The following is a 24,233-nucleotide window of genomic DNA, read 5'->3' as shown; positions in this document are numbered from 1 at the left end:
ATATTCTAAATTTGGCCTGACAGGCAAAATCATTCGATTTGGAGCGCTATCTCTCATGTTAGTTTTCCCAGACGCGTATGCACGCAGAGGCCTGATAAACCTTGATGAAGTTGATCGACTACCCTCCCGAATGAAAAAACGACTATGCAGACTCGTTATCTTCAACCTTGCACTATTTTTAGCATTACTGCTGCTTCACGCATGCCAACATTTCATTTGAATCTCGCCCTGCCGCGCCGACGGTGACAAATTCAAGCATTAATATGTAATGCTCAACGAGGTGAGCATTGCCCTCAGCAACCGAATCAGCGGGGCGATCTATACCACCGAACCTCTTACCTACCCCGCTGTCCGACCTAGCACCACCCAGGCTGTAAACCACGACCTTCGCAGGTGGGTTTGCCCCCGCGCTTGTGTCATCATGCTCCGACCGCCGGTTAGTCTTTTTAAGCCTCTCTATGAACAGACCCTACGCATTGCTGCTTGCCTTCGCCCTGCTCCAGGGCTGCCAGAGCCTGGCCCCGCAAAAGGCCGAGCCTCCCGCCGCCGAGGCCGAGGCTAAGAAGCCCGTGGTGTATGGGTCGTTCTCGCAAGACACCCTTTATAGCCTGCTGGTGGCCGAACTGGCCGGCCAGCGCAATCGCTTCGACATCGCCCTGGCCAACTACGCCGAACAGGCCGAGAAGACCCAGGACCCGGGCGTTTCCGAGCGCGCCTACCGGATTGCCGAGTACCTCGGCGCCGACGAGCCGGCCCTCGATAGCGCACTGATCTGGGCCAAGAACGACCCGCAGAACCTCGACGCCCAGCGCGCCGCCGCCATCCAGCTGGCCCGTGCCGGCCGCTATGACGACTCCATGACCTATATGGAGAAGGTGCTGCAAGGCCAGGGGGATACCCACTTCGACTTCCTCGCCCTGTCGGCCGCCGAAACCGATCAGAGCACCCGCGACGGCCTGATGCAGAGCTTCGACCGCCTGCTGGTCAAATACCCGGACAACAGCCAGTTGGTATTTGGCAAGGCGTTGCTGCTGAACCAGGACGGCAAGTCCCAGGAAGCCCTCGACCTGCTCGAAGCGCACCCTGCGCAGAATGGCGAAATCGCCCCGATCCTGCTGCGCGCCCGCCTGCTCCAGGCCCTGGACCGCGGCCCCGAAGCACTGCCGCTGCTGCGCGGGGCGATCCGTGACAACCCGGACGACAAGCGCCTGCGCCTGACCTACGCGCGCACCCTGGTCGAACAGGACCGCATGGCTGATGCCAAGGCCGAATTCCTCAGCCTGGTCCAGCAATACCCGGACGACGACGAGTCGCGTTACTCCCTGGCCCTGGTGTGCCTGGAGATGAAGGACTGGGACGAAGCCGAGGTCTACCTGCGCGAGCTGATCGAGCGCGACAGCAACGTCGACGCCGCCCACCTCAACCTGGGCCGCATCGCCGAAGAACGCCACGACCCGGCGGGTGCCCTGCGCGAATACGCCTTGGTCGGCACCGGCCCGGACTACCTGCCGGCACAACTGCGCCAGGCTGACATCCTCATTGCCAACGGCCGCGGCACCGAAGCTTCGCGCCAGCTCGCCGAAGCCCGCGAGGCGCAGCCGGACATGGCCGTGCAGCTGTACCTGATCGAATCGGAAAGCTACAGCAACAACAACAAGGACGCCCAGGCCGACCAGGTGCTGCAGCAAGCCCTCAAGCACTACCCGGACGACCTCAACCTGCTGTACACCCGGGCCATGCTGGCCGAAAAGCGCAATGACCTGCCGTTGATGGAAAAGGACCTGCGCGCCATCATCGCCCGCGAGCCGGAAAACGCCATGGCCCTGAACGCCCTCGGCTATACCCTGGCCGACCGCACCACCCGCTACGCCGAAGCCAAGGATCTGATCGACAAAGCCCACCAGCTGACCCCGGACGACCCGGCCGTGCTCGACAGCATGGGCTGGATCAACTACCGCCTGGGCAACCTCGACGTGGCTGAAAACTACCTGCGCCAGGCCTTCAGCCGCTTCCCCGACCACGAAGTGGCCGCCCACCTGGGCGAAGTGCTGTGGGCCAACGGCAAGCGCCGCGAAGCCCGCCAGGTCTGGGCCAAGGGCTTTGAAGCCCAGGCCGACAGCCCCATCCTGCGCAAGACCCTCCTGCGCCTGACCGGATCCGAGACTCTTTAACGCCATGTTCCTGCGCCATTGCATCACCTTCACCCTGATCGCCCTGCTGACCGGCTGCGCCGGCTTCGGGAGCCGCGAGGCCCTGCAGGGCCACGGCGACCCACAGCAGTGGCGCGCCCATAAAGAGCAGTTGAGCAGCCTCGACGGCTGGCAGATCAACGGCAAGGTCGGCATCCGCGCACCGCGCGATTCCGGCAGCGGCACGCTGTTCTGGCTGCAACGCCAGGATTATTACGACATCCGCCTGGCCGGCCCGCTCGGCCGCGGCGCCGCTCGCCTCACCGGCCGCCCCGGTGGCGTGGTGCTGGAAGTGGCCAACCAGGGCCGCTATGAAGCAGCCAGCCCCGAAGCCCTGCTGGAAGAACAGCTCGGCTGGCAGCTGCCGGTCTCGCACCTGGTCTGGTGGGTCCGCGGCCTGCCCGCGCCCGACAGCAAGAGCAAGCTGACCCTGGACGGCGATAGCCGCCTGGCCAGCCTCGAGCAGGATGGCTGGCAGGTGCAGTACCTGAGCTACACCGAGCAGAACGGCTACTGGCTACCCGAGCGCCTGAAGCTGCACGGCAAGGACCTCGACGTGACCCTGGTGGTCAAGGACTGGCAGCCGCGCCAGCTGGGGCACTAATTTCATGCGTACGCTAACCCTGCCCGCCCCGGCCAAACTCAACCTGTGGCTGCACATCATCGGTCGCCGCCCCGACGGATACCACGAGCTGGAAACCGTGTTCCAGTTCCTCGACCATGGCGACGAACTGAGTTTCGCCCTGCGCGAGGACGGCGTGATCCGCCTGCACACCGAAATCGAAGCGGTGCCCCACGACAGCAACCTGATCGTGCGCGCCGCACGTAAATTGCAGGAACAGTCCGGCACCCGGTTGGGCGCCGATATCTGGCTGACCAAGGTGCTGCCCATGGGCGGTGGCATCGGCGGCGGCAGCTCCGATGCGGCGACCACCCTGCTGGCGCTGGCGCACTTGTGGCAACTGGACTGGGACGAAGACCGCCTGGCCACGCTGGGCCTGAGCCTGGGCGCCGACGTACCGGTGTTCGTCCGTGGTCACGCGGCATTTGCCCAAGGCGTGGGCGAGCAACTGACCCCGGTCGACCCCGAGGAACCTTGGTACGTCGTGCTGGTGCCGCAAGTGTCTGTCAGCACAGTAGAAATTTTTTCACATCCGCAGTTGACACGTGATTCACTCCCCCTTAAGATGCGCCCCGTTCCCGAGGGAAACAGTCGAAATGACTGCCAACCGGTGGTAGAGCAGAGTTACCCAGAAGTTCGCAATGCGTTGAATTCACTGGGGAAATTCACTGAGGCTCGACTAACCGGTACTGGAAGTTGCGTGTTTGGGGCCTTCCCAAGCAAAGCCGAAGCTGATAAAGTTCTGGCCCTTCTTTCAGTGACCCAAACAGGGTTTGTGGCGAAAGGAAGCAATGTTTCGATGTTGCATCGCAAGCTGCAAAGTCTGGTCAAGAAGTCGAGCGCATAAGCGTTCGCAGCAACAGATACAGGGGCGTCGCCAAGCGGTAAGGCAGCAGGTTTTGATCCTGCCATGCGTTGGTTCGAATCCAGCCGCCCCTGCCATTTTCCTTATACTCATCCAGGTATACCCTCAGCCTTCAGGTACTGCGCGTGTCCAAGATGATGGTCTTTACGGGGAACGCTAACCCCGATCTGGCTCGGCGTGTCGTACGTCAGCTGCATATCCCTCTCGGTGACGTCTCTGTCGGTAAATTCTCCGACGGTGAGATCAGCACTGAGATCAATGAAAATGTCCGCGGTAAAGACGTTTTCATTATTCAGCCGACCTGTGCCCCGACCAACGATAACCTGATGGAACTGGTAGTGATGGCCGACGCCTTCCGCCGCTCCTCAGCATCCCGAATCACCGCCGTGATTCCTTACTTCGGATATGCCCGCCAGGACCGCCGTCCGCGTTCGGCACGTGTAGCCATCAGCGCCAAAGTCGTCGCTGACATGCTCACTGTCGTGGGTATCGACCGTGTTCTCACCGTCGACCTGCACGCTGACCAGATCCAAGGCTTCTTCGATATTCCAGTCGACAACATCTACGGCTCGCCCGTACTGGTCGACGACATCGAAGACCAGCGTTTCGAGAACCTGATGATCGTCTCCCCGGACATCGGTGGCGTTGTGCGCGCACGCGCCGTTGCCAAGTCCCTGGGCGTCGACCTCGGTATCATCGACAAACGCCGCGAAAAGGCTAACCACTCCGAGGTTATGCACATCATCGGCGACGTCGAAGGGCGCACCTGCATCCTGGTAGACGACATGGTCGACACCGCCGGCACCCTGTGCCACGCGGCCAAAGCCCTGAAAGAACACGGCGCTGCCAAGGTTTACGCCTACTGCACGCACCCTGTCCTGTCGGGCCGCGCGATCGAGAACATCGAGAAGTCGGTACTGGACGAGCTGGTGGTGACCAATACCGTTCCGCTGTCCGCCGCTGCTCAAGCCTGTGACCGTATCCGCCAGCTGGATATCGCACCGGTTGTCGCTGAAGCGGTCCGCCGCATCAGCAACGAAGAATCGATCAGCGCGATGTTCCGCTAAGCGGAACACGTGTTGATGTGAAGCGCCCCGCCCCAGCACTTGTTGGGGCGGGGCTTTTTTGCCATCCCCGTCTGGCGCTGGTCGCAAACGCCTTACGGGAGGCTATTTTGGAGAAACAAAATGACTGATTTCATCCTGAACGCCCAAGCGCGTACTGACCTGGGGAAAGGTGCGAGCCGCCGCCTGCGTCACTCCGCCAGCATCCCTGCCGTTGTATACGGTGGCGATAAAGAAGCCCAATCCCTGACCATCGTGGCCAAGGAAATCGCCAAGCTGTTCGAAAACGAAGCTGCCTTCAGCCACGTTATCGAACTGAACGTCGATGGCGCCAAGCAGAACGTCGTGGTCAAGGCCATGCAGCGTCACCCAGCCAAAGGCTTCATCATGCACGCCGACTTCGTTCGCGTCGTTGCTGGCCAGAAGCTGACCGCCAAGGTTCCAGTTCACTTCGTTGGCGAAGAAGCCCCGGTCAAGAAAGGCGGCGAAATCTCGCACGTTGTTTCCGAGATCGAAGTTTCCTGCGAAGCCAAAGACCTGCCTGAGTTCATCGAAGTCGACCTGTCCAAGGCCGAAATCGGCGCCATCATCCACCTGTCGGACCTGAAAGCTCCGAAAGGCGTAGAGTTCGTCGCTCTGGCCCACGGTGATGACAAAGCTGTTGCCAACGTTCACGCTCCACGCGTTGCTCCAGAAGCAGAAGGCGCTGCCGAGTAATCCACTCGCGCGCCGGTGTTGATCGGGTTACAGTGCGCCCCGCGCCCTGTAACCCACCAACTCCAAGGAAGAGCCCCTGACGTGACCGCCATCCAGTTGATCGTTGGCCTGGGTAACCCCGGCCCCGAATACGAACAGACCCGGCATAACGCAGGGGCTCTTTTCGTTGAACGCATTGCCAGCGCCCAGCGTGTATCGCTGACCGCTGACAAAAAATATTTCGGCCTGACGGCTAAGTTCAGCCATCAGGGCAACGACGTTCGTTTGTTGATCCCCACCACCTACATGAACCGTAGCGGCCAGGCCGTGGCGGCATTGGCCAATTTCTTCCGCATCAAGCCGGAAGCGATCCTGGTGGCACACGACGAACTCGACCTGCCTCCGGGCGTTGCCAAGCTCAAGCGCGGCGGCGGCCATGGGGGGCACAACGGCCTGCGCGACATCATCGCGCAGCTCGGCAACCAGAACGACTTCCACCGCCTGCGGCTTGGCATCGGCCACCCGGGTGACGCCAAACTGGTCTCCAACTTCGTCCTGGGCCGCGCGCCGCGCGCCGAGCAGGAGAAGCTCGACGCCAGCATCGATTTTGCCCTCGGCGTGCTGCCGGACGTGCTGGCCGGCGACTTCGCCAAGGCCATGCGCGAGCTGCACAGCCAGAAGGCCTGATTTCCTAGAGAGGGGAATACCCATGGGTTTCAATTGCGGCATCGTCGGCCTGCCCAACGTCGGCAAGTCCACCCTGTTCAACGCCCTGACCAAGTCTGGCATCGCGGCGGAGAACTTCCCTTTCTGCACCATCGAGCCGAACAGCGGCATCGTGCCGATGCCCGATGCGCGCCTGGCGGCGCTGGCGGAAATCGTCAAGCCTAACCGCATCCTGCCGACCACCATGGAGTTCGTCGACATCGCCGGCCTGGTAGCCGGTGCGTCGAAAGGTGAAGGCCTGGGCAACAAGTTCCTCGCCAACATCCGCGAGACCGACGCCATTGCCCACGTGGTGCGCTGCTTCGAAGACGAGAACGTGATCCACGTTTCCAACAGCGTCGACCCCAAGCGCGACATCGAGATCATCGACCTCGAGCTGATCTTCGCCGACCTCGACAGCTGCGAGAAGCAACTGCAGAAGGTTGCCCGCAACGCAAAGGGCGGCGACAAGGACGCCCTGGCGCAGAAGGCGATCCTGGAAAAACTGATCCCGCACTTCACCGAAGGCAAGCCTGCACGCAGCCTGATGAAGAACATGGCTGACGACGAAAAGGCCGTCATCCGTGGCTTCCACCTGCTGACCAGCAAGCCGGTGATGTACATCGCCAACGTCGCCGAAGACGGCTTCGAAGGCAACCCGCACCTGGACGTGGTCAAGGCCATCGCCGAGGAAGAAGGCGCGGTCGTGGTACCGGTGTGCAACAAGATCGAAGCGGAAATCGCCGAGCTTGAAGACGGCGAAGAAAAAGACATGTTCCTCGAGGCCCTGGGCCTGGAAGAGCCTGGCCTGAACCGCGTGATCCGCGCCGGTTACGAGCTGCTCAACCTGCAGACCTACTTCACTGCCGGCGTGCAGGAAGTCCGCGCCTGGACCGTTCGCGTCGGCGCCACCGCCCCGCAGGCGGCCGGCGTGATCCACACCGACTTCGAAAAAGGCTTCATCCGCGCCGAAGTGGTGGCCTATGACGACTTCATCCAGTTCAAGGGTGAAGGCGGTGCCAAGGAAGCCGGTAAATGGCGCCTGGAAGGCAAGGACTACATCGTCAAGGACGGTGACGTGATGCACTTCCGCTTCAACGTCTAAGCGGTAGTCTGCAGTACTGAAAACCCCTTGAGGCCTGCGGTCTCAAGGGGTTTTGTCTTTGTGGCTCTCGAGCACGATTGTCGGGGCTGCTTGGCAACCTTGCGCGACACAAGGCCGCAGAAGTGACTCGAATTGCTGCAGGAGCAGCCTCAGATTTCTGCATCTAAGCTGAGTTTCAGAAGGGCACCGAAGCGGTTCATGCGCCCTCCTCCAAGGAGCCTCTTCAATGCATGAAACGCCGCCCCCTGCCCGCTTCGACTGGCAACGCTGGCTCCCCGGCCTGGCCACCCTGCTGCACTACCAGCCCGCCTGGCTGCCCAAGGACATCGCGGCCGGCCTGGTGCTTACCACCATGCTGGTGCCGGTCGGCATCGCCTACGCCGAAGCGTCCGGGGTGCCGGGCATCTATGGCCTCTATGCCACCATCATTCCGCTGCTGGCCTATGCCCTGTTCGGCCCAAGCCGCATCCTGGTGCTCGGCCCGGATTCGGCACTGGCCGCGCCGATCCTGGCGGTGGTGGTGCAATACGCCGCCAGCGATCCGCAGCGTGCCATCGCCATCGCCAGCCTGATGGCCCTGGTGGCCGGAGCCTTTTGCGTGATCGCCGGGCTGCTGCGCCTGGGCTTCATCACCGAGCTGCTGTCCAAGCCGATCCGCTATGGCTACATGAACGGTATCGCGCTCACCGTGCTGATCAGCCAGCTACCCAAGCTGTTCGGCATCAAAGTCGACAGCCAAGGCCCACTTCGCGACCTCTGGCACCTCGGCCAGGCACTGTTCGCAGGCGCCGGGCACTGGCCAAGCTTCATCGTCGGTGCCGGTAGCCTGGTGCTGATCCTGCTGCTCAAACCCTTCAAGCGCATCCCGGGCATCCTGATCGCCGTGGTCCTGGCAACCCTGGCCGTGAGCCTGTTCAACCTCGACCAGCTGGGCGTGAAGGTGCTAGGCCAGTTGCCCCAGGGCCTGCCCAGCTTCGTCTTGCCGTGGGCCAGCGACATCGACCTGGTCGAAGTGGTGTTGGGTGGTATTGCCGTGGCGCTGGTGTCGTTCGCCGACACCAGCGTGCTGTCGCGCTCTTATGCCGCGCGGCTGAAGACCCCGGTCAACCCGAACCAGGAAATGTTCGGCCTCGGCGTTGCCAACCTGGCCTCTGGCCTGTTCCAGGGCATCCCGATCAGCAGCAGCTCGTCGCGCACCCCGGTGGCCGAGGCGGCCGGCTCGAAAACCCAATTGACCGGCATCATCGGTGCGCTGGCGGTGACCCTGTTGCTGCTGGTCGCGCCCAACCTGATGCAGCACCTGCCCAACAGCGCATTGGCGGCCGTGGTGATCGCTGCGGCCCTGGGGCTGTTCGAGTTCGCCGACCTCAAGCGCATCTTCCACATGCAGCAATGGGAGTTCTGGCTGTCGATCACCTGCTTCGTCGGCGTCGCCGTATTCGGCGCCATCCCGGGCATCTGCATTGCCGTGGCGATATCGGTGATCGAATTCCTGTGGGACGGCTGGCGGCCGCATTACGCGGTACTCGGGCGGGTCGATGGCACCCGTGGCTATCATGACGTGTCGCGTTATCCACAGGCACGGCGGATTCCCGGGCTGGTGCTGCTGCGCTGGGATGCACCGCTGTTCTTCGCCAACGCCGAGCAGTTCCAGAGCACAGTGCTCACGGCGGTGGATGAATCACCGACCCCGGTGCAGCGGCTGGTGATTGCAGCAGAACCGGTGACCAGCATCGATATCACTTCGGCAGACATGCTCGCCGAGCTGGATCGGGCGCTGGAGGCTCGAGGCGTGGAGCTGCAGTTTGCCGAGATGAAGGACCCGGTGAAGGACAAGATGAAGCGCTTCGAGTTGTTCGAGCATATGGGCGAACGGGCGTTTCACCCTACCGTCGGGGCGGCGGTGGATGCCTATCTGGCCGATACCGGGATTGACTGGAAGCCTTGAGTTGCCTGTGCTGGCCTCTTCGCGGGTAAACCCGCTCCCACAGGATTTGCACACGACTTGAAAGCTGCACAGGCCCTGTGGGAGCGGGCTTGCCCGCGAAGAGGCCAGTGCAGGATTGCTAGGCCGCCCGAACCCGGCGCCGGTCGATCCAGATCAACATGGCGCTGGCATACAACGACACCGCCACGAACAGCGCCATGCGCACGGCAAAGGCCTTGTACACATCCTGCCCGCCGGCACTGTCCTGCACCGACTGCCCAAGCAGGATCAGCATAGTGGTCAGGCAACTCACCCAGTACGCCGGGCTCTGCTTCGTATCCACCGCGCGGTAGAGCCTGCGCGCCTGCCAGAGCACAAACAGCAGTACCCACAGGAAGAACATCCATAGGTGCACGAACAGGCTCAACGCCCCCCACACCAGCATCGCCAGCACACCCGCGAGCAAGGTCGAACCAATCAGCTCGCGGCTGGCATGCCGCGCCCGCGTCTCCCCTGCCTGCTGGCCCAGGCTCACCGCCTTCATGATCAGTGGCATGAACTGGTCCGGGGCAATCAACGCCAGCAGGAACGCCGGCATGACGATAAGCGTGGCACGCAAGGCCACCCAACTGACATCGGCGCTGTCGAGCAACGGTGGCGAGGGCTGCACCGGCGCGCCAGCAGGTTCGGGAAACAGCACATGGGCCAACGCCGTGCCCAACACCGCCAGCAGCATGCCCTTGGCCAGGGCCTCGACCACCGACAGCGCCAGGGTGAAATCGCTGGTACCGGCCGCCGCGATCATGGTCAGGCCGATCACCAGCAGGTTGGCCAGCAGGCCGTTGCCGCCCTTTAGCGCGTAGCGCAAGACCAGGAAAACCCCCACGCCGACCAGCAGCACCCCGCTCAGCGGGGCATGGCGCAACAGCGGAATCAGCAGCAAACCGCTGCCGCAGCTGAGCAGAACCAGAATCGCCAGCGCCGGCGCCGCCTTGACCGGCAGTGGCTCGCTGCGCATGGCCAGCAGCAGCACCGCGAACACCGGTGCCAGGATCGGCACCGGCAGGCCCAGGCCGAAACTGCTCGCCAGGCACAGCGCCACGCCCCAGGCTAGGCGCAGCGCGCGCAGGCGACGCAGCTCAATAGGCATAGGACAGCCAGCTCATCAGCCACATGAACACACGGCCTAGCAGGTTCAGCGGGTTACCTTCGCTGGGCAAGGCCATGACTTCGGCCTGCCCGCCCACACGCAAGCCAGACTTGTCGGCCAGCTGATCGCGGTCGAGCTCGACGATCACCGGGAAGCGCTGCGCCGAGCGCAGCCAGTCGCGGCTGTTCTGCACGGTCGGCAAGCTGCCTGGCGGCGCCGGCTGGCCGACGCTCACGCCATAGCCGATACTGCGAACCTGCCCTTTCAGTACCGTACCGGGCAGGGCGTCGAGCACCACCAACACGGGCGCACCGGGGCGCAGGCGGCCGAGGTTGTTCTCGGTCATGTCGGCACTTATCCACACGTCGTGGATGGTGATCAGGGTCATCATCGGGCTGCCGGCACCGACATAGTGGCCCACGTCGGTGCGCAAGTCGGTAATCAAGCCGTTGGCATCGGCCCGCACCACCGTGCGGGCCAGGTCCAGGCGGGCCTTTTCCACATTGGCTGCGGCGCTGCGCAGTTGCGCGTTGTCGGTGTCGGCGCCGCCCTGCTGCTCACGGGCCCGCTGCACTTCAGCGCGGGCGGCTGCCACCTGGCTGATGGCCTGATCACGGGTAGCCTGCGCGCCTTCCAGGCGGCGGACCGACACCGTGCCCGGGTCTTCGTCAATCAGCCGCTTGAGCCGTTCGGCATCCTGGCGCGCCTTGCGTTCGTTGGCCTGGGCCGCCACCAACGCGGCCTGGGCCGAGTCGATGCCGGCGGTACTGGCGCCGATCTGCCGGCGCACGGTGTCCAGGTCGGCTTCGGCGCGGGCCAGGGCGATGCGGTACTGCTCCTGATCGAGTTCGAACAGCACATCGCCCTGGCGCACTTCCTGGTTGTTGCCCACCGCCACACGCTTGATCTGCCCGGCCACTTCGGCGGCCACCGGTACCACGTAGGCCTGCAGCCGGGCTTGTTGGGTATAGGGGGTGAAACGGTCGGCCAGCAGGTACCAGACCAGGCTGACGACGATCAGTATCAGCACCCAGCGCATGCCACGATCAGGGGCTGGCGGTGTGTCCGCGGCGTCACTCATTTCGGCTCACCTTGTTGGGGGGCGGTAGGGGCCGGCTCGTCAAGCAGGTCGCCCCAATCGGTACGGTTTTGCATGGTCTGGCGGGTGACAGGGTCGATCGGCTTGCGGCGGTTGTCCCAGCCGCCGCCCAGCGCCTTGTACAAGCTCACCAGGCTGCTCACCGCATTGCCACGGCTGACCAGATAGCCATCCTGCTGCTGCAACAGCAGCTGCTGGGCATCGAGCACGCGCTGGAAGTCGGCAAAGCCTTCCTGGTACTGCGAACTGGCCAGGGTCAGCGAACGCTGGGCGGCCTGCGAGGCATCCTGGCGAATGTGGGCGCTTTGCAGCGAGCGCACCAGGCCGCTGGCAGCGTCGTCGGCCTCACGTGCAGCTTCGCGCACGCTCTGGTGATACAGCTCGATCAGTTGCTGCAGGCGGGCGTCCTCGACCCGCACGGCGTTCTTGCGCCGGCCGTAGTCGAACGGGTTCCAGATCAGGCTCGGCCCCGCCGCCAGGTCGAAGGTGTTGGGCAGGTGGTTGGCCGACAGGAAGGTCCAGCCAATGCTGCCCAGCAGGCTCAGCTGTGGATAAAGGTCTGCCTCGGCCACGCCCACCAGCGCCGATTGCGCCGCCACCGCCTGTTCGGCGGCGCGGATGTCCGGGCGCCGTTGCAGCAGGCTGGCAGGCACGTCCTGCAACACCGCACGGTCCGGCAATGGCAACTGCCCATGGCGCGCGTCCAGCTCGGGCAGCGGCCCCGGTGGCCTGCCCAGCAGCGCGCAGAGCACGTTGCGCAAGGCATTGAGCTGGTTTTCGAACTCGGGGATGGTGGCCAGGGTCGCCAGGTACTGGGTACGCGCCTGCTGCCAGTCAAGTTCGTCGTTCTCACCATGCCGGAACAGCCGCTCGGTGATCTGCAGGCTGCGCGCCTGGCGCTTGGCGTTGTCCTGTGCGATATCCAGCCGTGCCTCGGCGGTGCGCAGGGCGAAGTAGGTATCGGCCACCTGCGCACGCATCAGCAACATGGCATCGGCGTAGTTGGCCTGGGAGGCGAAGTAGACCGCATCGGCGCTCTCGATGGCGCGGCTGAAACGGCCCCAGAAGTCGATTTCCCAGCCGATGTCGAAGCCTGCGCTGGACTGCCAGAACACCGAGTCACGGGCAGTGGAAGTGCCAGACTGGTCCTGCTTCAGGTACAGGCTCTGCGCACGCAGCTGCTGCAGCTGTGGATAACGCCCGGTCTGCACGATGGCCAGCTGTGCCCTGGCCTCGGCGATGCGCAGGCCCGCCACGCGCAGGTTGCTGTTATTGGCGTCGGCTTCGGCAATCAGCGCATCCAGCGTCGGGTCGGCGAACACTGCCCACCACTGCCGCAGGTCTGGCGTGGCGGCGCTACGCCCGGCCTGCTCCAGCAGGGGCGTACTCCAGCTGTCCAGCCATGGGTCCTGGGGCTTCTCGAAATCCGGGCCGACCTGGGTACAGCCGGCCAGGACCAGCAGCACTGCTATTCCATAGCAACGATTGGCCATGGCAGGCCCTGGCTCAGGCTGCAGGTGGCGCCGGTTGCTCCGGCACCTGCAACGCGACCCATTGCCAGAACAACACGTAGGTCACGCCGAGGATCACCGGGCCGATGAACAGCCCGATGATGCCCTTGACCACCATGCCACCCAACGCCCCTATCAGCACCACCGGCATCGGCACATCCACCCCGCGCCCCAGCAGCAGTGGCTTGAGCACGTTGTCGGCCAGCCCGGCGACGAAGGTGTACATGGCGAAGATGATGGTCGCCACGGTGAAGCCCTCGGCATTGAACACGTAGATGATCACCGGCACCGTGACCAGGGTCGCCGGGGCCTGGGCAATCCCCAGCATGAGGATGACGATGGCCAGCATGCCGGCGCCTGGCACGCCCTTGATCACGAAGCCGACACCGATCAGCAGCATCTGGATGAAGGCGATGCCGATAACACCCTGGGCAACGGCGCGAATGGTCGCGGTGCACAGCCTGGCAAGCGGTTTGCCACGCTCTTCGCCGGAGACACGCATGGCAATGCGCTGCGCGGCGACCTCGCCACGATCACCAAAGGCCATGATGATGCCCGAGACGATAATCGCCCCCACGAACAGCAGGAAGGCGCCACCGGCACTGGCCGCAGCACCCAGCACGGTGCGCCCGGCCCCCTTCAGCTGCGGCATCCACTGGTTGAGTACATGCGCCAGGTTTTCCGAGGCTGACAGCCATAGCGCATGGACCTTGGGCCCGATCAGCGGCCAGGTCGCCACCGATTCAGGCGGTGCCGGCACACTCCAGGCGCCGCTCTTGAGCAATGTCACCATGCTGTCCACCGACTCGCCGATGGACATCACCACCAGGTAGATCGGCACCAGCAATACGATCAGCACCAACAGCACCACCAAGGTTGCCGCATAGCCATCCTTGATGCCGGTGCCGCGCTTGATGCGCAAGTACAACGGATACAGCGTCACCGCGAGAATCACCGACCACAGCATCAATTCCAGGAACGGCTGGAATACCTGGAAGGAGAAAACCACCAGGGCGGCCACCAGCCCCGCCTTGATCAGCACGTCGAGCAAGCCCCGCGACACGGCGCTGTCCAGCTTCAAACTCGGCTGCATGCTTCACCTCCGAACGTCAGGCGCGCCATCACGGCGCGAATCAGAGCCTGCTTCCGCTGTCGGTTGCGGGCTGTCGTCTTCTCTCAGTTGCCGCGCCAGCGCCATCATCACCAATGGCACCACCGCCATCGACAGGGTGATGGCAAGCACCAGCAGGTCGTGCACCTGCTGGGTCAGTACCTGGTGATCCAGCGCCAGGTTGAATACCACGAAGGCGAACTCGCCACCGGACGCCAGCACCACCGCCAGGCACAGTGCCTGGGCACGATTGAGGCCGCCCACCGTGCGCCCCAGCGCCAACAGGAGCGGCAGCTTGATCACCACCAGCAGCAACGTCAGCCCCAGCACGATCAAGGGCATGCCGAACAGCAGTTGCAAGTCGGCGCTCATGCCGACCCCGACGAAGAACAGCCCGAGCAACAGGCCCTTGAGCGGTTCGATCTGGGTTTCCAGTTCATGCCGGAAGGGCGACTCGGCCATGATCACACCGGCCAGGAAAGCCCCCAGGGCCATGGATACGCCCACGTGCTCCATCAACCAGGCGGTGCCCAGCACCACCAGCAAGGCGGTAGCGGTGGACAGTTCGGGCAAGCCCGAACCGACCGTCCATTTGAATACCGGGGTCAACAGGTAGCGGCCAAACACAATCAGCACACCAATACCCGCTGCCACGGCCAGCAGCGGCCAGCTGCCTTCGTCGGCGGTGCTCACATCACCACCGAGCAACGGCACCACGGCAATCAGTGGAATGGCGGCAATGTCCTGGAACAGCAGGATGGCGACGGCCAGGCGACCGTGCGGCTTGCCCAGGTCCTTGCGCTCGGCCAGCACCTGCAGGCCAAAGGCCGTCGATGACAGCGCCAGCCCCAGGCCGAGCACGATGGCCGCCGCTTTCGATTGATCAAACAGGAAGCAGGCCAGCAGGCCCAGCACCACCGCCGTCAGCCCCACCTGCAGCGAGCCCACGCCGAACAACGCCCTGCGCATGGTCCACAGCCGCCGCGGCGACAGCTCCAGGCCAATCACGAACAGCAACATGACCACGCCCATCTCCGACAGGCGGGCGACGTTGTCGGGGTTACCCAGCAGGCCCAGCACCGAGGGCCCGATCAGGATCCCGGCCAGCAGATAACCGGGCACCGCACCCATTTTCAAACGTTGCGCCAATGGCACCAGAAGCACCACGGCCAGCAGGAACACTACCGTCGCCTGCAGCAGGCTGCCGTCATGAGGCATAAGTTCGCACCCTTGCTAGGCACAGCCGGGAGGGGTCAGAAACGTTCTTCGACCACTTTGAACGGATAAGGCACGGCCTTGTATTTGCCGATCTTGCCGCGCTTGGGCAGCTTCACCACCGCGTCGCGGGTGATGTCCTTGTACGGGATGCGCGACAGCATGTGGCTGACGATATTCAGCCGGGCACGGCGCTTGTCGTCGGAATGCGCCATGAACCAGGGCGCCCAGGACGAATCCGAGGCGGCGAACATGTCGTCACGGGCGCGGGTGTAGTCGTCCCAGCGGGTGTAGGACTTGAGGTCCATGGGCGACAGCTTCCACAGCTTGCGCCCGTCGTTGATGCGGTCCTGCAGGCGCCGGGTCTGCTCCTCGGCGCTGACTTCGAGCCAGTACTTGATGAGGATGATCCCCGACTCGACCATCATCTTCTCGAACAGCGGTACCACGCTGAGGAACTTGGCGCTTTGCTCTTCACTGCAGAACCCCATCACCCGCTCGACACCGGCGCGGTTGTACCAGCTGCGGTCGAAGATCACCACCTCACCCGCGGCAGGCAGATGGCGCAGGTAGCGTTGCACATACATCTGGGTCTTTTCCCGCTCGGTCGGTGCCGGCAGTGCCACCACACGGAACACCCGGGGGCTGACCCGCTCGGTGATGGCCTTGATGGTGCCACCCTTGCCAGCACCATCGCGGCCCTCGAACACGATGCAGACCTTCAGGCCCTTGGCCACGACCCACTCCTGCAGCTTCACGAGTTCAACGTGCAGCTTCTTGAGCGCCTGTTCATAGGCCTTGCCGCCCAGCTTTTCCGATTGATCTTTCGGGTCTTTTTTCCTGGACGGCTTGGCCATGGCACTCTCCTGAGGGCGAATGAAGAGTCAGTATGGTCGATCCATGGCGATTTGCCGTTTCGCTTGTCAGGCAAGTTGCCGCGCCCTGACGCCCTTAATTCGCCAGCTTGTTGTAGCTGGTCATCAGGTTGCGGTAGTCCGGAATGTGGTTGGAGAACAGCGTGCCCAGGCCTTCGATATCGTTGCGCCAGTCACGGTGCAGCTCACAGGCCACGCCGAACCAGGTCATCAGCTGGGCACCGGCCGCCTCCATGCGCCGCCAGGCCGAATCACGGGTCAGTTCGTTGAAGGTGCCTGAGGCATCGGTGACCACGAACACCTCGAACCCTTCCTCCAGCGCCGACAATGCCGGGAAGGCCACGCAGACCTCGGTGACCACCCCGGCTATCAGCAGCTGTTTCTTGCCGGTGGCTTTCACTGCCTTGACGAAGTCTTCGTTGTCCCAGGCGTTGATGTTGCCGGGGCGGGCGATATAGGGGGCGTCGGGGAACTGCTCCTTGAGTTCGGGGACCAGTGGGCCGTTGGGGCCGGTTTCGAAGCTGGTGGTGAGGATGGTCGGCAGCTTGAAGTACTTGGCCAGGTCAGAAAGGGCCAGCACGTTGTTCTTGAAGCGGTCGGGGTCGATATCGCGGACCAGTGAAAGCAGGCCGGTCTGGTGGTCGACCAGCAGGACAGCGGCATTGTTCTTGTCCAGACGCTTGTATTGGAAGGCCATGACTGAACTCCATGCAACGAAAGGTTGGGAGCTTCAGCGTAGGCAAGGATGGGGGGGCCAGGGGACCGTCAGTCGGTTGCCTGCGCCGGCCTCGGTTCGCACGCCACTTGCTGCTGTGAAATCGAACGCCGCCCGCGCGGGCGCATCGCGGATGAATCCGCGCCTACGTTGGTTGCAACCTGCCGAACCTTTCAGGCCGTGGATGCCGGCCTTGTGCCAGGCGATTCACTTCACAGATTTCTGAAGTAATTATTTCCCGCCAGCGATTTTTTCCCCTGTCCGCCCCCACCAGAATCGCTCACCACAATCACAATAACCGTGAGGCCACTCCCGTGGACCAGACCCTCCAGGTACGGCAGGCCGCCGCCGACCTCATCAAAGCCTTTGCCAGCAACGACACCGCCCGTTACTTCGCCTGCTTCAGCGAAGACGCCACCTTCCTCTTCCACACCTTGCCGCAACCGCTGCTGTCGCGCCGTGCCTATGAAGACCTCTGGGCCCAATGGCAGGCCGAGGGTTTTGCCGTGCTCGGCTGTGAATCGAGCAACGTGCAGGTGAGCCTGCAGGGCGACGTGGCGATCTTCATGCATGACGTGGCCACGCACATCCGCGTGGCCGGTGAAGAACACCAGCTGGCCGAGCGCGAGACCATCGTCTTCCGCCGCCAAGGCGAGCAATGGCTGGCGTGCCACGAGCACCTGTCGGTCGTCACTGCAGCCTGATCCGAATTTCCGCGGCTTTGCCGCACTGCCATCGCACCCACAAGAGGGCCCGCACAACGCGACGGGCCTACAACAACCGCGCTGGAGCATCACCATGAGCCATTCGACCGGTATCGAGACCAATGGCGTCGAGCAGATCCCCGACGATCAACGCGACGCCTCCCCGCTGGACCTGTTCCGCCTGATCTTCGGCGGCGCCAATACCTTCGCCACTGCCGTGCTGGGCAGCTTCCCGGTGCTGTTCGGGCTGTCGTTCCAGGCCGGGGTCTGGGCGATCCTGCTCGGCGTCGGGGTGGGCGCGCTGATCCTGGCGCCGATGGGCCTGTTCGGTGCACTCAACGGCACCAACAACGCAGTATCGTCGGGCGCGCACTTTGGCGTGCACGGGCGCATTGTCGGCTCGTTCCTGTCGCTGCTCACTGCCGTGGCGTTCTTCTCGCTCTCGGTGTGGAGCTCGGGTGACGCTCTGGTCGGTGGCGCCAAGCGCCTGGCCGGGCTGCCGGAAACCGACCTGACCCTGGGCCTGGCCTACGGCCTGTTCGCGGTGCTGGTGCTGGTGGTGTGCATCTTCGGCTTCCGCTTCATGCTGTGGGTCAACAAGATCGCCGTGTGGGCGTCCAGCCTGCTGTTCCTGCTGGGCATCTTCGCCTTCGCCGGGCCGTTCGATGCGGGCTTCGCCGGTAGCGTCAACCTCAGCCAGCCGGGCTTCTGGGCGGCATTTGTCGGCGCGGCGATCCTGGCCATGAGCAACCCGGTGTCGTTCGGTGCCTTCCTCGGTGACTGGTCGCGCTACATCCCGCGGCAAACGCCAAAGTCGCGCATCATGCTGGCGGTGATCGCGGCCCAGGTGGCAACGCTGATCCCGTTCCTGTTCGGCCTGTGCACCGCCACCCTGGTGGCCACCCAAGCACCCGACTACATCGCCGCCAACAACTACGTGGGTGGCCTGCTGGCCGTAGCGCCGAGCTGGTTCTTCCTGCCGGTGTGCCTGATTGCCGTGATCGGTGGCATGTCCACCGGCACCACCGCGCTGTATGGCACCGGCCTGGACATGTCCAGCGTGTTCCCGCGCCTGCTCAGCCGCGCGGGTGCAACCTTGCTGATCGGCGTGCTGGCGATCGGCTTCATCTTCATCGGCCGCTTCACCTTCAACCTGGTGCAGAGCGTGTCGACCTTCGCCGTGCTGATCATCACCTGCACCAGCCCGTGGATGGTGATCATGATCCTCGGCCTGATCACCCGCCGCGGCTTCTACCACGCCGACGACCTGCAGGTGTTCACCCGCGGCCAGCGTGGCGGCCACTACTGGTTCCTGCATGGTTGGAACTGGCGCGGCATGGGCGCGTGGATCCCCAGCGCGATGGTCGGCCTGTGCTTCGTCAACCTGCCGGGGCAGTTCGTCGGCCCGCTGGGCGACCTGGCCGGCGGCATCGACCTGAGCCTGCCGGTCACCCTCGGCCTGGCCGGTGTGCTGTATCTGCTGCTGCTCAACCTGTTCCCTGAACCTGCCGGCGTGTATGGCCCGAATGGCCCGCGCTGGGTGCGCTGCAAAAGCGCCCCGCGCACGCCGGTGACCACCGCCGAAATGGCCTGACTGGATAACGACCATGACTACCTCCCACTACATTGCCGGCCGCTGGGTCGAAGGCCAGGGCAGCGACTGCATCAGCGTCAGCGACCCTGCGCTGGGCCTGCCCTTCGCCGAACTGAAGGCCGCCAGCGTGGCCCAGGTCGACCAGGCCGTGGCCGCCGCCCGCGACGCCCTGCCTACCTGGAAAAAGGTCAGCGCCAGCACCCGCGCTGCCTTCCTGCGCGGCTTTGCCGAGCAGCTTGGCCAACGCCGTGAAGCACTGATCACGTTGCAGATGCGCAACAACGGCAAACCGCGCCACGAGGCCGAAATCGACCTGGATGACGCGGTCGCCACGTTCGCCTACTACGCCGAGCTGGCCGAACAATTGCCGTCCAGGAACCGTGACGTGCCATTGGCTGCAGCGGGCTTCACCGCCCGCACCCTCCTGGAACCGGTGGGCGTTGTCGGCCTGATCGTGCCGTGGAACTTCCCGCTGGTGACCAGTGCCTGGAAGCTCGCCCCGGCCCTGGCGGCCGGCTGCACCGTGGTGCTCAAGCCCTCGGAAGTGACCCCGCTGATCGAGCAGACCTACGGCCAGATCGCCGACACCCTGGGCCTGCCGGCTGGCGTGCTGAACATCGTCAACGGCAAGGCCGAGACCGGTGCTGCGTTGAGCAGCCACAACGGCCTCGACAAACTGTCGTTCACCGGTAGCAACAGCGTGGGCAGCCAGGTGATGCGCAGCGCTTCGGCGCAGTGCCGGCCGGTAACCCTGGAGCTGGGCGGCAAGTCGGCGATCGTGGTGTTCGACGATTGCGACCCGGACCAGGCGGTGGAATGGATCGTCGCCGGCATCACCTGGAATACCGGGCAGATGTGCTCGGCCACCTCGCGCCTGCTGGTGCAGGACGGGATTGCCGATGTGCTGCTGCCGCGCCTGCAGGCAGCATTGAAAAAGCTGCGAGTCGGCAACCCGTTGACCGAAGAGGTCGACATGGGGCCGCTGACCAGCCAGGCGCAGTGGTTGAAGGTTGCCAGCTACTTCGCCACGGCCCGTGAAGAAGGCCTGCAATGCCTGGCCGGCGGGCAGGCGCTGGAGCGTGAGGGCTGGTTCGTGAGCCCGACGCTGTATGCCGATGTGCCCAAGGACAGCCGCCTGTGGACCGAGGAGATCTTTGGCCCGGTGCTGTGCGCACGCCGCTTCACCACTGAGGAGCAGGCGATTGCCGAGGCCAACGACAGCCGCTTCGGGCTGGTCGCCACGGTATGCTCCGCCGACCTGAAGCGCGCCGAACGCGTGGCCGATGCCCTGGAGGTCGGGCATGTGTGGATCAACTCGGTGCAAGCGGTGTTCGTCGAGACTTCGTGGGGTGGCACCAAGGGCAGCGGCATTGGCCGCGAACTCGGGCCTTGGGGGTTGTCGGCCTATCAGTCGGTGAAGCATGTGACCCGGTGTTTGGGGTGATGGTAGCTGGCCTGGACTGAGGGTCAGGGCCACCAGGTGCCTGCCGAGAGGTTGGCAGCGCCTGTGAGACCGAGCGCCGCGCGGGCGGCGCTCGATCTCACAGGCGCTGAATCCCTGACGGCGAGCACATGGTGGCCCTCACCCAATCTTCAGCCATGCATCTGCAAGCGCATGTAAAAGTATTCCCAACCTGAAACCAGATGCGCAGCCATCGCTCCAAGATTCGCTGCGCCCCGCCTCAACGCCAGTCGCCCAATCGACATCGGTGATACACAACCGCTTCATAAGCCCCCTTGTTCGGCAGTTGCTCGAAGCCAAAGCCCTCGATCTTGAAACCTGCCCGCTCCAGAACCTTGCCGGACGCCACATTCCGATGCAGACGGCTGGCTACCACTGAATCGATACCCAACCGGCCCCTGGCATACTGACAAACGAGAGAAGCCGCCCGGGAAGCATGACCTTTCCCCCAGAAGCACTTGCCCAACCAGTAACCCAGCACCGGGCTGGGGCCTTTCAGCTGACGCAAAGACACCACCCCCATCAGCATTGCATCCGCTTGCCTTTCGATCCCCCAGACAACCGCCTCCTGCGCCTGCCATTGTCGTGGCTGCCGCTCTATCCAGGCGGTTGCCATCGCGAGCGTGTAAGGGTGAGGAATGTTTGCAGTCATCCGGGCGATTTCCCGGTCCTGCAGCAGGCGTTCGATCTTTGCCGCATCACTGCAGTCGAGCGGGCGCAGCCGCAAGCCTTCTGTGATCAAGGTGGGTTGCATCAGACACTCCCTATCAGCGCACGATAAAGCCGACCACTCTACGCCCGCAGGTGGCGCAGCTAGCCGATTGCCGCCGGACAAAACTGTCACAGAAGATTTACCGATCATCGAACCTGACGTGACTACCTCAGCCTCAGCCAAAGCCCCATTCTCTGGTGCCCTGTTCAAGCTGCTGTATGGCGGGCTGAATGTACTGGGGCTGGGGTTGACGGCGCGGGATGCGCTGTTGGGGATGGCACCACCGGTGTTGCTGGTGCTCCTGGTGATACTGCTGCGTATCAGGCAAGCCAAGCAGCACTGAAGCCGGGGGCTGCCGTGCAGCCCGATCGCCGGCAAGCCAGCTGCCACAGGAATCTCACAAGGCCTGAAGACGGCGCTGTACCTGTGGGAACCGGCTTGCCGGCGATTGGCATCACACCGATTCGTCAGCCGGGCGCGAAGCTTCCTGCACCAGCACCATGCTCTGCGGCGATGACAAGGCAATGCCATCATCGCGCAAGCGCCCCAGAATGGTGAACAGCAAGTCGCTGCGGGTACTCGACACCTGCCGCGGCCCTGCCACATAACCACTCACACCAATGACCATGCCCGCCGAGGTCAGGTCCTTGAAGGTTACCGAACAGGCCGGCGCATCAAGTATCGCTTCATGCTCGTGATAGGCCGCCAGCAGCAATTCACGCACCCGGTTGGCATCGGTCTCCAACGGCAGGGTCAAGGTAATACCCACCACGCCCAAGGCATTGCCCATGGTCACGTTGCGCACGTTCTGCGAGATGAACTGCGAGTTGGGCACGATCACCGTGGAGCGGTCGGACATCTGGATCTCGGTGGCGCGCACGTTGATCCGGCGGATATCACCTTCGACCCCGGCCAGGCTCACCCAGTCGCCCACCTTGACCGGGCGTTCGGTCAGCAGGATCAGGCCAGAAATGAAGTTCTGCACGATCTGCTGCAAGCCGAAACCGATACCGACCGACAGCGCACTGACTACCCAGGTCAGGCTGGTGAGGTTGATGCGCAGGGTCGACATCACCAGCATGGCCAGGAACAGGAAGCCAAGGTAGCCGACCAGGGTCACCAGCGAGGCCCGCATGCCAGCGTCCATGTCGGTTTCCGGCAACAGGCGCTCGCTCAGCCAGCGCTTGACCACACGGATGGCGAACAGGCCGCCGAAGAAGATCAGTACGGCCAGCAGGATGTCCTGGGGCACGATATTGAGGTTGCCGAGCAGCTTGCCGCCGGTGCCATCCCAGTCACCCAGGCTCAGCAGCAGTTCGCCGGGGCTGGTGCCCGACGGCATCAGCGCCAGCAGGATCGCCAGGAACAGCAACAGCGTGCGGCTGATGCCGACCAGGATGGTGCTGGCCTGGGCCTGGTGGCGCGGCGCCAGGCCAAGGGTCGAGGCCAGTGCCAGGCCGCCCGGTTGGCGCGGCGACAGCAGGGCTTCGCAGAGGTCGCTGAGGAAGGTCGTGAGCAGGTAGGCGCACACTGCCACTACACTGATCCACAGCAGCTTGGCCGTGAGGAAGTAGGCCAGGGTCAGGTAGCCGGCGAGCAAGGCCAGCACGATAAGCCCGACCCACACCACGCTCACGAACGGGATCAGCCCGGCCCAACCGGTCGGGCGCTCAAGGCCATGCTTGTTCAGGGTGCGGCGATAGCGCAGCAGTGCCACCGTAAAGATCACCGCCACCACCAGCGCGGTCAGGCCATTGGTCGCCACGGTCAGTGCCAGGCTGGTGCCGATTACGCTGTTGATGCGTTCCATGGTCAGCATGACCATCAACGCCAGGGCCAGCAGCTTAGGGAACCAGCCCAGCGCGCTGGCCACTTCGTCGTGAATCGGTGGCAGGCGCCAGGAAGGGCGTTGCAGCATCAGCATGGCGCGGCCCAGGCCGGTGATGAAGGCGCTGAACACCACCAGGGTGAGGAAGTGATTGGTCAGGCTGGCGACATCGGAACCCAGCTCGGAGCTGCTTTCCAGCCCCCAGCGCAGCAACGAAACGGAGCCAGAGATGGTCCCCAGGGTGGCCAGGCTCACGCTCAAGGCCAGGGCACTGCGCCGCAGGCGACCTTCAGGCAGGCGATGCACCATGATACTGGCCAGCAGGCGTTCCAGCAGGCCGCGAACCAGGGTCCAGACCAGGATGGCCGCCACCAGGCTGGTGAGGAAGAACCAGCGATGTTGGGCACTGAGGGCACTGGCGACAGCGTCGGTGGTCTCCTCGCGCAGATCACGCAGGCGCGCAACGTCGTCCGCAGTAGGACGGATCAGGCTCTGCCAGAACGCCGGGCTCAGCGGCGTTGTAGCGCGGCTGAGGATCTGCGAGTTGAACTGGCTGCGGCGCAGGTTGACGATCTGCGTGGACAGGTCGCGGGCCGATTGGGTCAGCTTGGCAGCCTGCTCCTGCTCGGCCACCACGGCCTTCTTCTCGTCAGCCAATTGCTGGCGCTGGCGGGTCAACGCTTCGGCTTCTTCCGGCTGCACCGGGCCCAGCACCTTGAGCTTGTCGTCGAGCTTTTCCACATCGGCGGTGCGCAAGGCGCTCAGTGCTTCAGCCTGGCGCTGCACCTGCACGGCCGACAGGCGCAACTGCGACAGCAGGTCGTCGTTGGCATTGCTGGTGACGCCCTGGCGGATCTGGTCGAGCCGATCGCTCAGTTGCTCATAGCTGGCATTTTCGTCCAGTACCGGTACTTCCGCCGCCGCCAGGCTTGACACCGGCGTCGCCGGTGCAGACCAGGCCGGTGTAGCCAGCGACAGCATCAGGGCGATTAACCCCAGGTAAAATCGGGCAAGGCTCACACGCCTCATCGAATGTTCCTCTTTACACATCGATTTGGCGGGGGATTCTACGCGGCTTCAGGCA

21 protein-coding genes and 1 tRNA gene are annotated in these 24,233 nt (G+C 63.9%); 13 read left to right on the top strand and 9 right to left on the bottom strand.

What is annotated here, in order from left to right:
- Nucleotides 1-458: 458 nt before the first annotated feature.
- The 9 genes from ACIPZ5_RS06945 (at nucleotide 459) to ACIPZ5_RS06905 (ending at nucleotide 9,194) form a co-directional block, all read left to right on the top strand.
- Nucleotides 459-2,171: a tetratricopeptide repeat protein gene (locus ACIPZ5_RS06945; RefSeq protein ID WP_261942658.1), complete on the top strand. Its 1,713-nt coding sequence runs from the start codon at nucleotides 459-461 to the stop codon at nucleotides 2,169-2,171.
- Between the two features lie 4 nt (nucleotides 2,172-2,175).
- Nucleotides 2,176-2,793 carry a lipoprotein insertase outer membrane protein LolB gene (gene lolB / locus ACIPZ5_RS06940; protein ID WP_261942657.1) on the top strand — a complete coding sequence of 206 codons (618 nt, stop codon included), beginning with the start codon at nucleotides 2,176-2,178 and terminating at the stop codon, nucleotides 2,791-2,793.
- A gap of 4 nt (nucleotides 2,794-2,797) precedes the next feature.
- The gene (gene ispE / locus ACIPZ5_RS06935; RefSeq protein WP_343595687.1) at nucleotides 2,798-3,658 is read left to right on the top strand and encodes a 4-(cytidine 5'-diphospho)-2-C-methyl-D-erythritol kinase; all 861 of its coding nucleotides are present in this window, start codon (nucleotides 2,798-2,800) and stop codon (nucleotides 3,656-3,658) included.
- Between the two features lie 20 nt (nucleotides 3,659-3,678).
- Nucleotides 3,679-3,753: transfer RNA gene (locus tag ACIPZ5_RS06930), tRNA-Gln, on the top strand.
- Between the two features lie 48 nt (nucleotides 3,754-3,801).
- On the top strand, nucleotides 3,802-4,743 hold the full coding sequence (locus tag ACIPZ5_RS06925; protein WP_003247410.1) for a ribose-phosphate pyrophosphokinase: 942 nt from the start codon (nucleotides 3,802-3,804) through the stop codon (nucleotides 4,741-4,743).
- Between the two features lie 120 nt (nucleotides 4,744-4,863).
- A complete protein-coding gene (locus ACIPZ5_RS06920; RefSeq protein ID WP_085673914.1) occupies nucleotides 4,864-5,457 on the top strand; it encodes a 50S ribosomal protein L25/general stress protein Ctc in 594 nt (197 codons plus the stop codon).
- Between the two features lie 81 nt (nucleotides 5,458-5,538).
- Entirely contained in the window at nucleotides 5,539-6,123 is a 585-nt protein-coding gene (gene pth / locus ACIPZ5_RS06915; protein WP_009686183.1) for an aminoacyl-tRNA hydrolase, read from the top strand.
- A 22-nt stretch (nucleotides 6,124-6,145) separates the two neighbouring features.
- Nucleotides 6,146-7,246, top strand: coding sequence for a redox-regulated ATPase YchF (gene ychF, locus ACIPZ5_RS06910; RefSeq protein ID WP_261942654.1), 1,101 nt, complete (start codon nucleotides 6,146-6,148; stop codon nucleotides 7,244-7,246).
- Nucleotides 7,247-7,472: 226 nt separating this feature from the next.
- Entirely contained in the window at nucleotides 7,473-9,194 is a 1,722-nt protein-coding gene (locus tag ACIPZ5_RS06905) for a SulP family inorganic anion transporter (protein ID WP_400807471.1), read from the top strand.
- Nucleotides 9,195-9,312: 118 nt separating this feature from the next.
- Here the strand turns inward: ACIPZ5_RS06905 and ACIPZ5_RS06900 are convergent, their stop codons facing one another.
- The 7 genes from ACIPZ5_RS06900 to ycaC form a co-directional block, all read right to left on the bottom strand.
- Nucleotides 9,313-10,323 (bottom strand): DUF2955 domain-containing protein, encoded by a 1,011-nt coding sequence (locus ACIPZ5_RS06900; RefSeq protein WP_400807469.1) that lies wholly within the window; start codon nucleotides 10,321-10,323, stop codon nucleotides 9,313-9,315.
- Nucleotides 10,313-11,404, bottom strand: coding sequence for an HlyD family secretion protein (locus ACIPZ5_RS06895; protein WP_261942651.1), 1,092 nt, complete (start codon nucleotides 11,402-11,404; stop codon nucleotides 10,313-10,315). The genes ACIPZ5_RS06900 and ACIPZ5_RS06895 overlap by 11 nt, the downstream gene beginning before the upstream one ends.
- On the bottom strand, nucleotides 11,401-12,915 hold the full coding sequence (locus tag ACIPZ5_RS06890) for an efflux transporter outer membrane subunit (protein ID WP_400807465.1): 1,515 nt from the start codon (nucleotides 12,913-12,915) through the stop codon (nucleotides 11,401-11,403). Before ACIPZ5_RS06890 ends, ACIPZ5_RS06895 begins: the two co-directional genes overlap by 4 nt.
- Nucleotides 12,916-12,928: 13 nt before the next feature.
- Complete coding sequence (locus ACIPZ5_RS06885; protein WP_400807463.1) at nucleotides 12,929-14,026, bottom strand: AI-2E family transporter; 1,098 nt, start codon at nucleotides 14,024-14,026, stop codon at nucleotides 12,929-12,931.
- A gap of 3 nt (nucleotides 14,027-14,029) precedes the next feature.
- Nucleotides 14,030-15,262: a monovalent cation:proton antiporter-2 (CPA2) family protein gene (locus ACIPZ5_RS06880; RefSeq protein WP_261942648.1), complete on the bottom strand. Its 1,233-nt coding sequence runs from the start codon at nucleotides 15,260-15,262 to the stop codon at nucleotides 14,030-14,032.
- A gap of 35 nt (nucleotides 15,263-15,297) precedes the next feature.
- Complete coding sequence (gene ppk2 / locus ACIPZ5_RS06875) at nucleotides 15,298-16,116, bottom strand: polyphosphate kinase 2 (protein WP_261942647.1); 819 nt, start codon at nucleotides 16,114-16,116, stop codon at nucleotides 15,298-15,300.
- A 94-nt stretch (nucleotides 16,117-16,210) separates the two neighbouring features.
- Nucleotides 16,211-16,831 (bottom strand): isochorismate family cysteine hydrolase YcaC, encoded by a 621-nt coding sequence (gene ycaC, locus ACIPZ5_RS06870; RefSeq protein ID WP_343595705.1) that lies wholly within the window; start codon nucleotides 16,829-16,831, stop codon nucleotides 16,211-16,213.
- A 332-nt stretch (nucleotides 16,832-17,163) separates the two neighbouring features.
- Between ycaC and ACIPZ5_RS06865 the strand changes: the two genes are divergently transcribed.
- The 3 genes from ACIPZ5_RS06865 to ACIPZ5_RS06855 all read left to right on the top strand — a co-directional run bounded on the left by ACIPZ5_RS06865 (nucleotide 17,164) and on the right by ACIPZ5_RS06855 (nucleotide 20,591).
- Nucleotides 17,164-17,553, top strand: coding sequence for a YybH family protein (locus ACIPZ5_RS06865; RefSeq protein ID WP_400807460.1), 390 nt, complete (start codon nucleotides 17,164-17,166; stop codon nucleotides 17,551-17,553).
- 94 nt (nucleotides 17,554-17,647) lie between these two features.
- A complete protein-coding gene (locus tag ACIPZ5_RS06860; RefSeq protein ID WP_085673948.1) occupies nucleotides 17,648-19,147 on the top strand; it encodes a cytosine permease in 1,500 nt (499 codons plus the stop codon).
- 13 nt (nucleotides 19,148-19,160) lie between these two features.
- Entirely contained in the window at nucleotides 19,161-20,591 is a 1,431-nt protein-coding gene (locus ACIPZ5_RS06855; RefSeq protein ID WP_400807457.1) for an aldehyde dehydrogenase family protein, read from the top strand.
- Between the two features lie 238 nt (nucleotides 20,592-20,829).
- Here ACIPZ5_RS06855 and ACIPZ5_RS06850 read toward each other — a convergent pair whose 3' ends face one another.
- Nucleotides 20,830-21,363 (bottom strand): GNAT family N-acetyltransferase, encoded by a 534-nt coding sequence (locus tag ACIPZ5_RS06850; RefSeq protein WP_400807455.1) that lies wholly within the window; start codon nucleotides 21,361-21,363, stop codon nucleotides 20,830-20,832.
- Nucleotides 21,364-21,481: 118 nt separating this feature from the next.
- Here ACIPZ5_RS06850 and ACIPZ5_RS06845 point away from each other — a divergent pair, with 118 nt between their 5' ends.
- Nucleotides 21,482-21,664 carry a hypothetical protein gene (locus ACIPZ5_RS06845; RefSeq protein ID WP_400807452.1) on the top strand — a complete coding sequence of 61 codons (183 nt, stop codon included), beginning with the start codon at nucleotides 21,482-21,484 and terminating at the stop codon, nucleotides 21,662-21,664.
- A gap of 111 nt (nucleotides 21,665-21,775) precedes the next feature.
- Here the strand turns inward: ACIPZ5_RS06845 and ACIPZ5_RS06840 are convergent, their stop codons facing one another.
- Nucleotides 21,776-24,178, bottom strand: coding sequence for a DUF3772 domain-containing protein (locus tag ACIPZ5_RS06840; RefSeq protein WP_400807449.1), 2,403 nt, complete (start codon nucleotides 24,176-24,178; stop codon nucleotides 21,776-21,778).
- Nucleotides 24,179-24,233: the final 55 nt, after the last annotated feature.

The sequence above is a fragment of the Pseudomonas sp. NPDC089428 genome (assembly GCF_044749325.1).
In the GTDB taxonomy this organism is placed as follows: Bacteria; Pseudomonadota; Gammaproteobacteria; order Pseudomonadales; family Pseudomonadaceae; genus Aquipseudomonas.
This window is presented reverse-complemented; position numbering and strand designations above follow the sequence as displayed.

Excerpts from the sequence above, each read along its gene's own strand:
- ACIPZ5_RS06945 (WP_261942658.1), top strand. The coding sequence starts at position 459 with ATGAACAGACCCTACGCATTGCTGCTTGCCTTCGCCCTGCTCCAGGGC.
- lolB (WP_261942657.1), top strand. The coding sequence starts at position 2,176 with ATGTTCCTGCGCCATTGCATCACCTTCACCCTGATCGCCCTGCTGACC.
- ispE (WP_343595687.1), top strand. The coding sequence starts at position 2,798 with ATGCGTACGCTAACCCTGCCCGCCCCGGCCAAACTCAACCTGTGGCTG.
- ACIPZ5_RS06920 (WP_085673914.1), top strand. The coding sequence starts at position 4,864 with ATGACTGATTTCATCCTGAACGCCCAAGCGCGTACTGACCTGGGGAAA.
- ychF (WP_261942654.1), top strand. The coding sequence starts at position 6,146 with ATGGGTTTCAATTGCGGCATCGTCGGCCTGCCCAACGTCGGCAAGTCC.
- ACIPZ5_RS06905 (WP_400807471.1), top strand. The coding sequence starts at position 7,473 with ATGCATGAAACGCCGCCCCCTGCCCGCTTCGACTGGCAACGCTGGCTC.
- ACIPZ5_RS06900 (WP_400807469.1), bottom strand. The coding sequence starts at position 10,323 with ATGCCTATTGAGCTGCGTCGCCTGCGCGCGCTGCGCCTAGCCTGGGGC.
- ACIPZ5_RS06895 (WP_261942651.1), bottom strand. The coding sequence starts at position 11,404 with ATGAGTGACGCCGCGGACACACCGCCAGCCCCTGATCGTGGCATGCGC.
- ACIPZ5_RS06890 (WP_400807465.1), bottom strand. The coding sequence starts at position 12,915 with ATGGCCAATCGTTGCTATGGAATAGCAGTGCTGCTGGTCCTGGCCGGC.
- ACIPZ5_RS06885 (WP_400807463.1), bottom strand. The coding sequence starts at position 14,026 with ATGCAGCCGAGTTTGAAGCTGGACAGCGCCGTGTCGCGGGGCTTGCTC.
- ACIPZ5_RS06880 (WP_261942648.1), bottom strand. The coding sequence starts at position 15,262 with ATGCCTCATGACGGCAGCCTGCTGCAGGCGACGGTAGTGTTCCTGCTG.
- ppk2 (WP_261942647.1), bottom strand. The coding sequence starts at position 16,116 with ATGGCCAAGCCGTCCAGGAAAAAAGACCCGAAAGATCAATCGGAAAAG.
- ycaC (WP_343595705.1), bottom strand. The coding sequence starts at position 16,831 with ATGGCCTTCCAATACAAGCGTCTGGACAAGAACAATGCCGCTGTCCTG.
- ACIPZ5_RS06860 (WP_085673948.1), top strand. The coding sequence starts at position 17,648 with ATGAGCCATTCGACCGGTATCGAGACCAATGGCGTCGAGCAGATCCCC.
- ACIPZ5_RS06855 (WP_400807457.1), top strand. The coding sequence starts at position 19,161 with ATGACTACCTCCCACTACATTGCCGGCCGCTGGGTCGAAGGCCAGGGC.
- ACIPZ5_RS06850 (WP_400807455.1), bottom strand. The coding sequence starts at position 21,363 with ATGCAACCCACCTTGATCACAGAAGGCTTGCGGCTGCGCCCGCTCGAC.
- ACIPZ5_RS06840 (WP_400807449.1), bottom strand. The coding sequence starts at position 24,178 with ATGAGGCGTGTGAGCCTTGCCCGATTTTACCTGGGGTTAATCGCCCTG.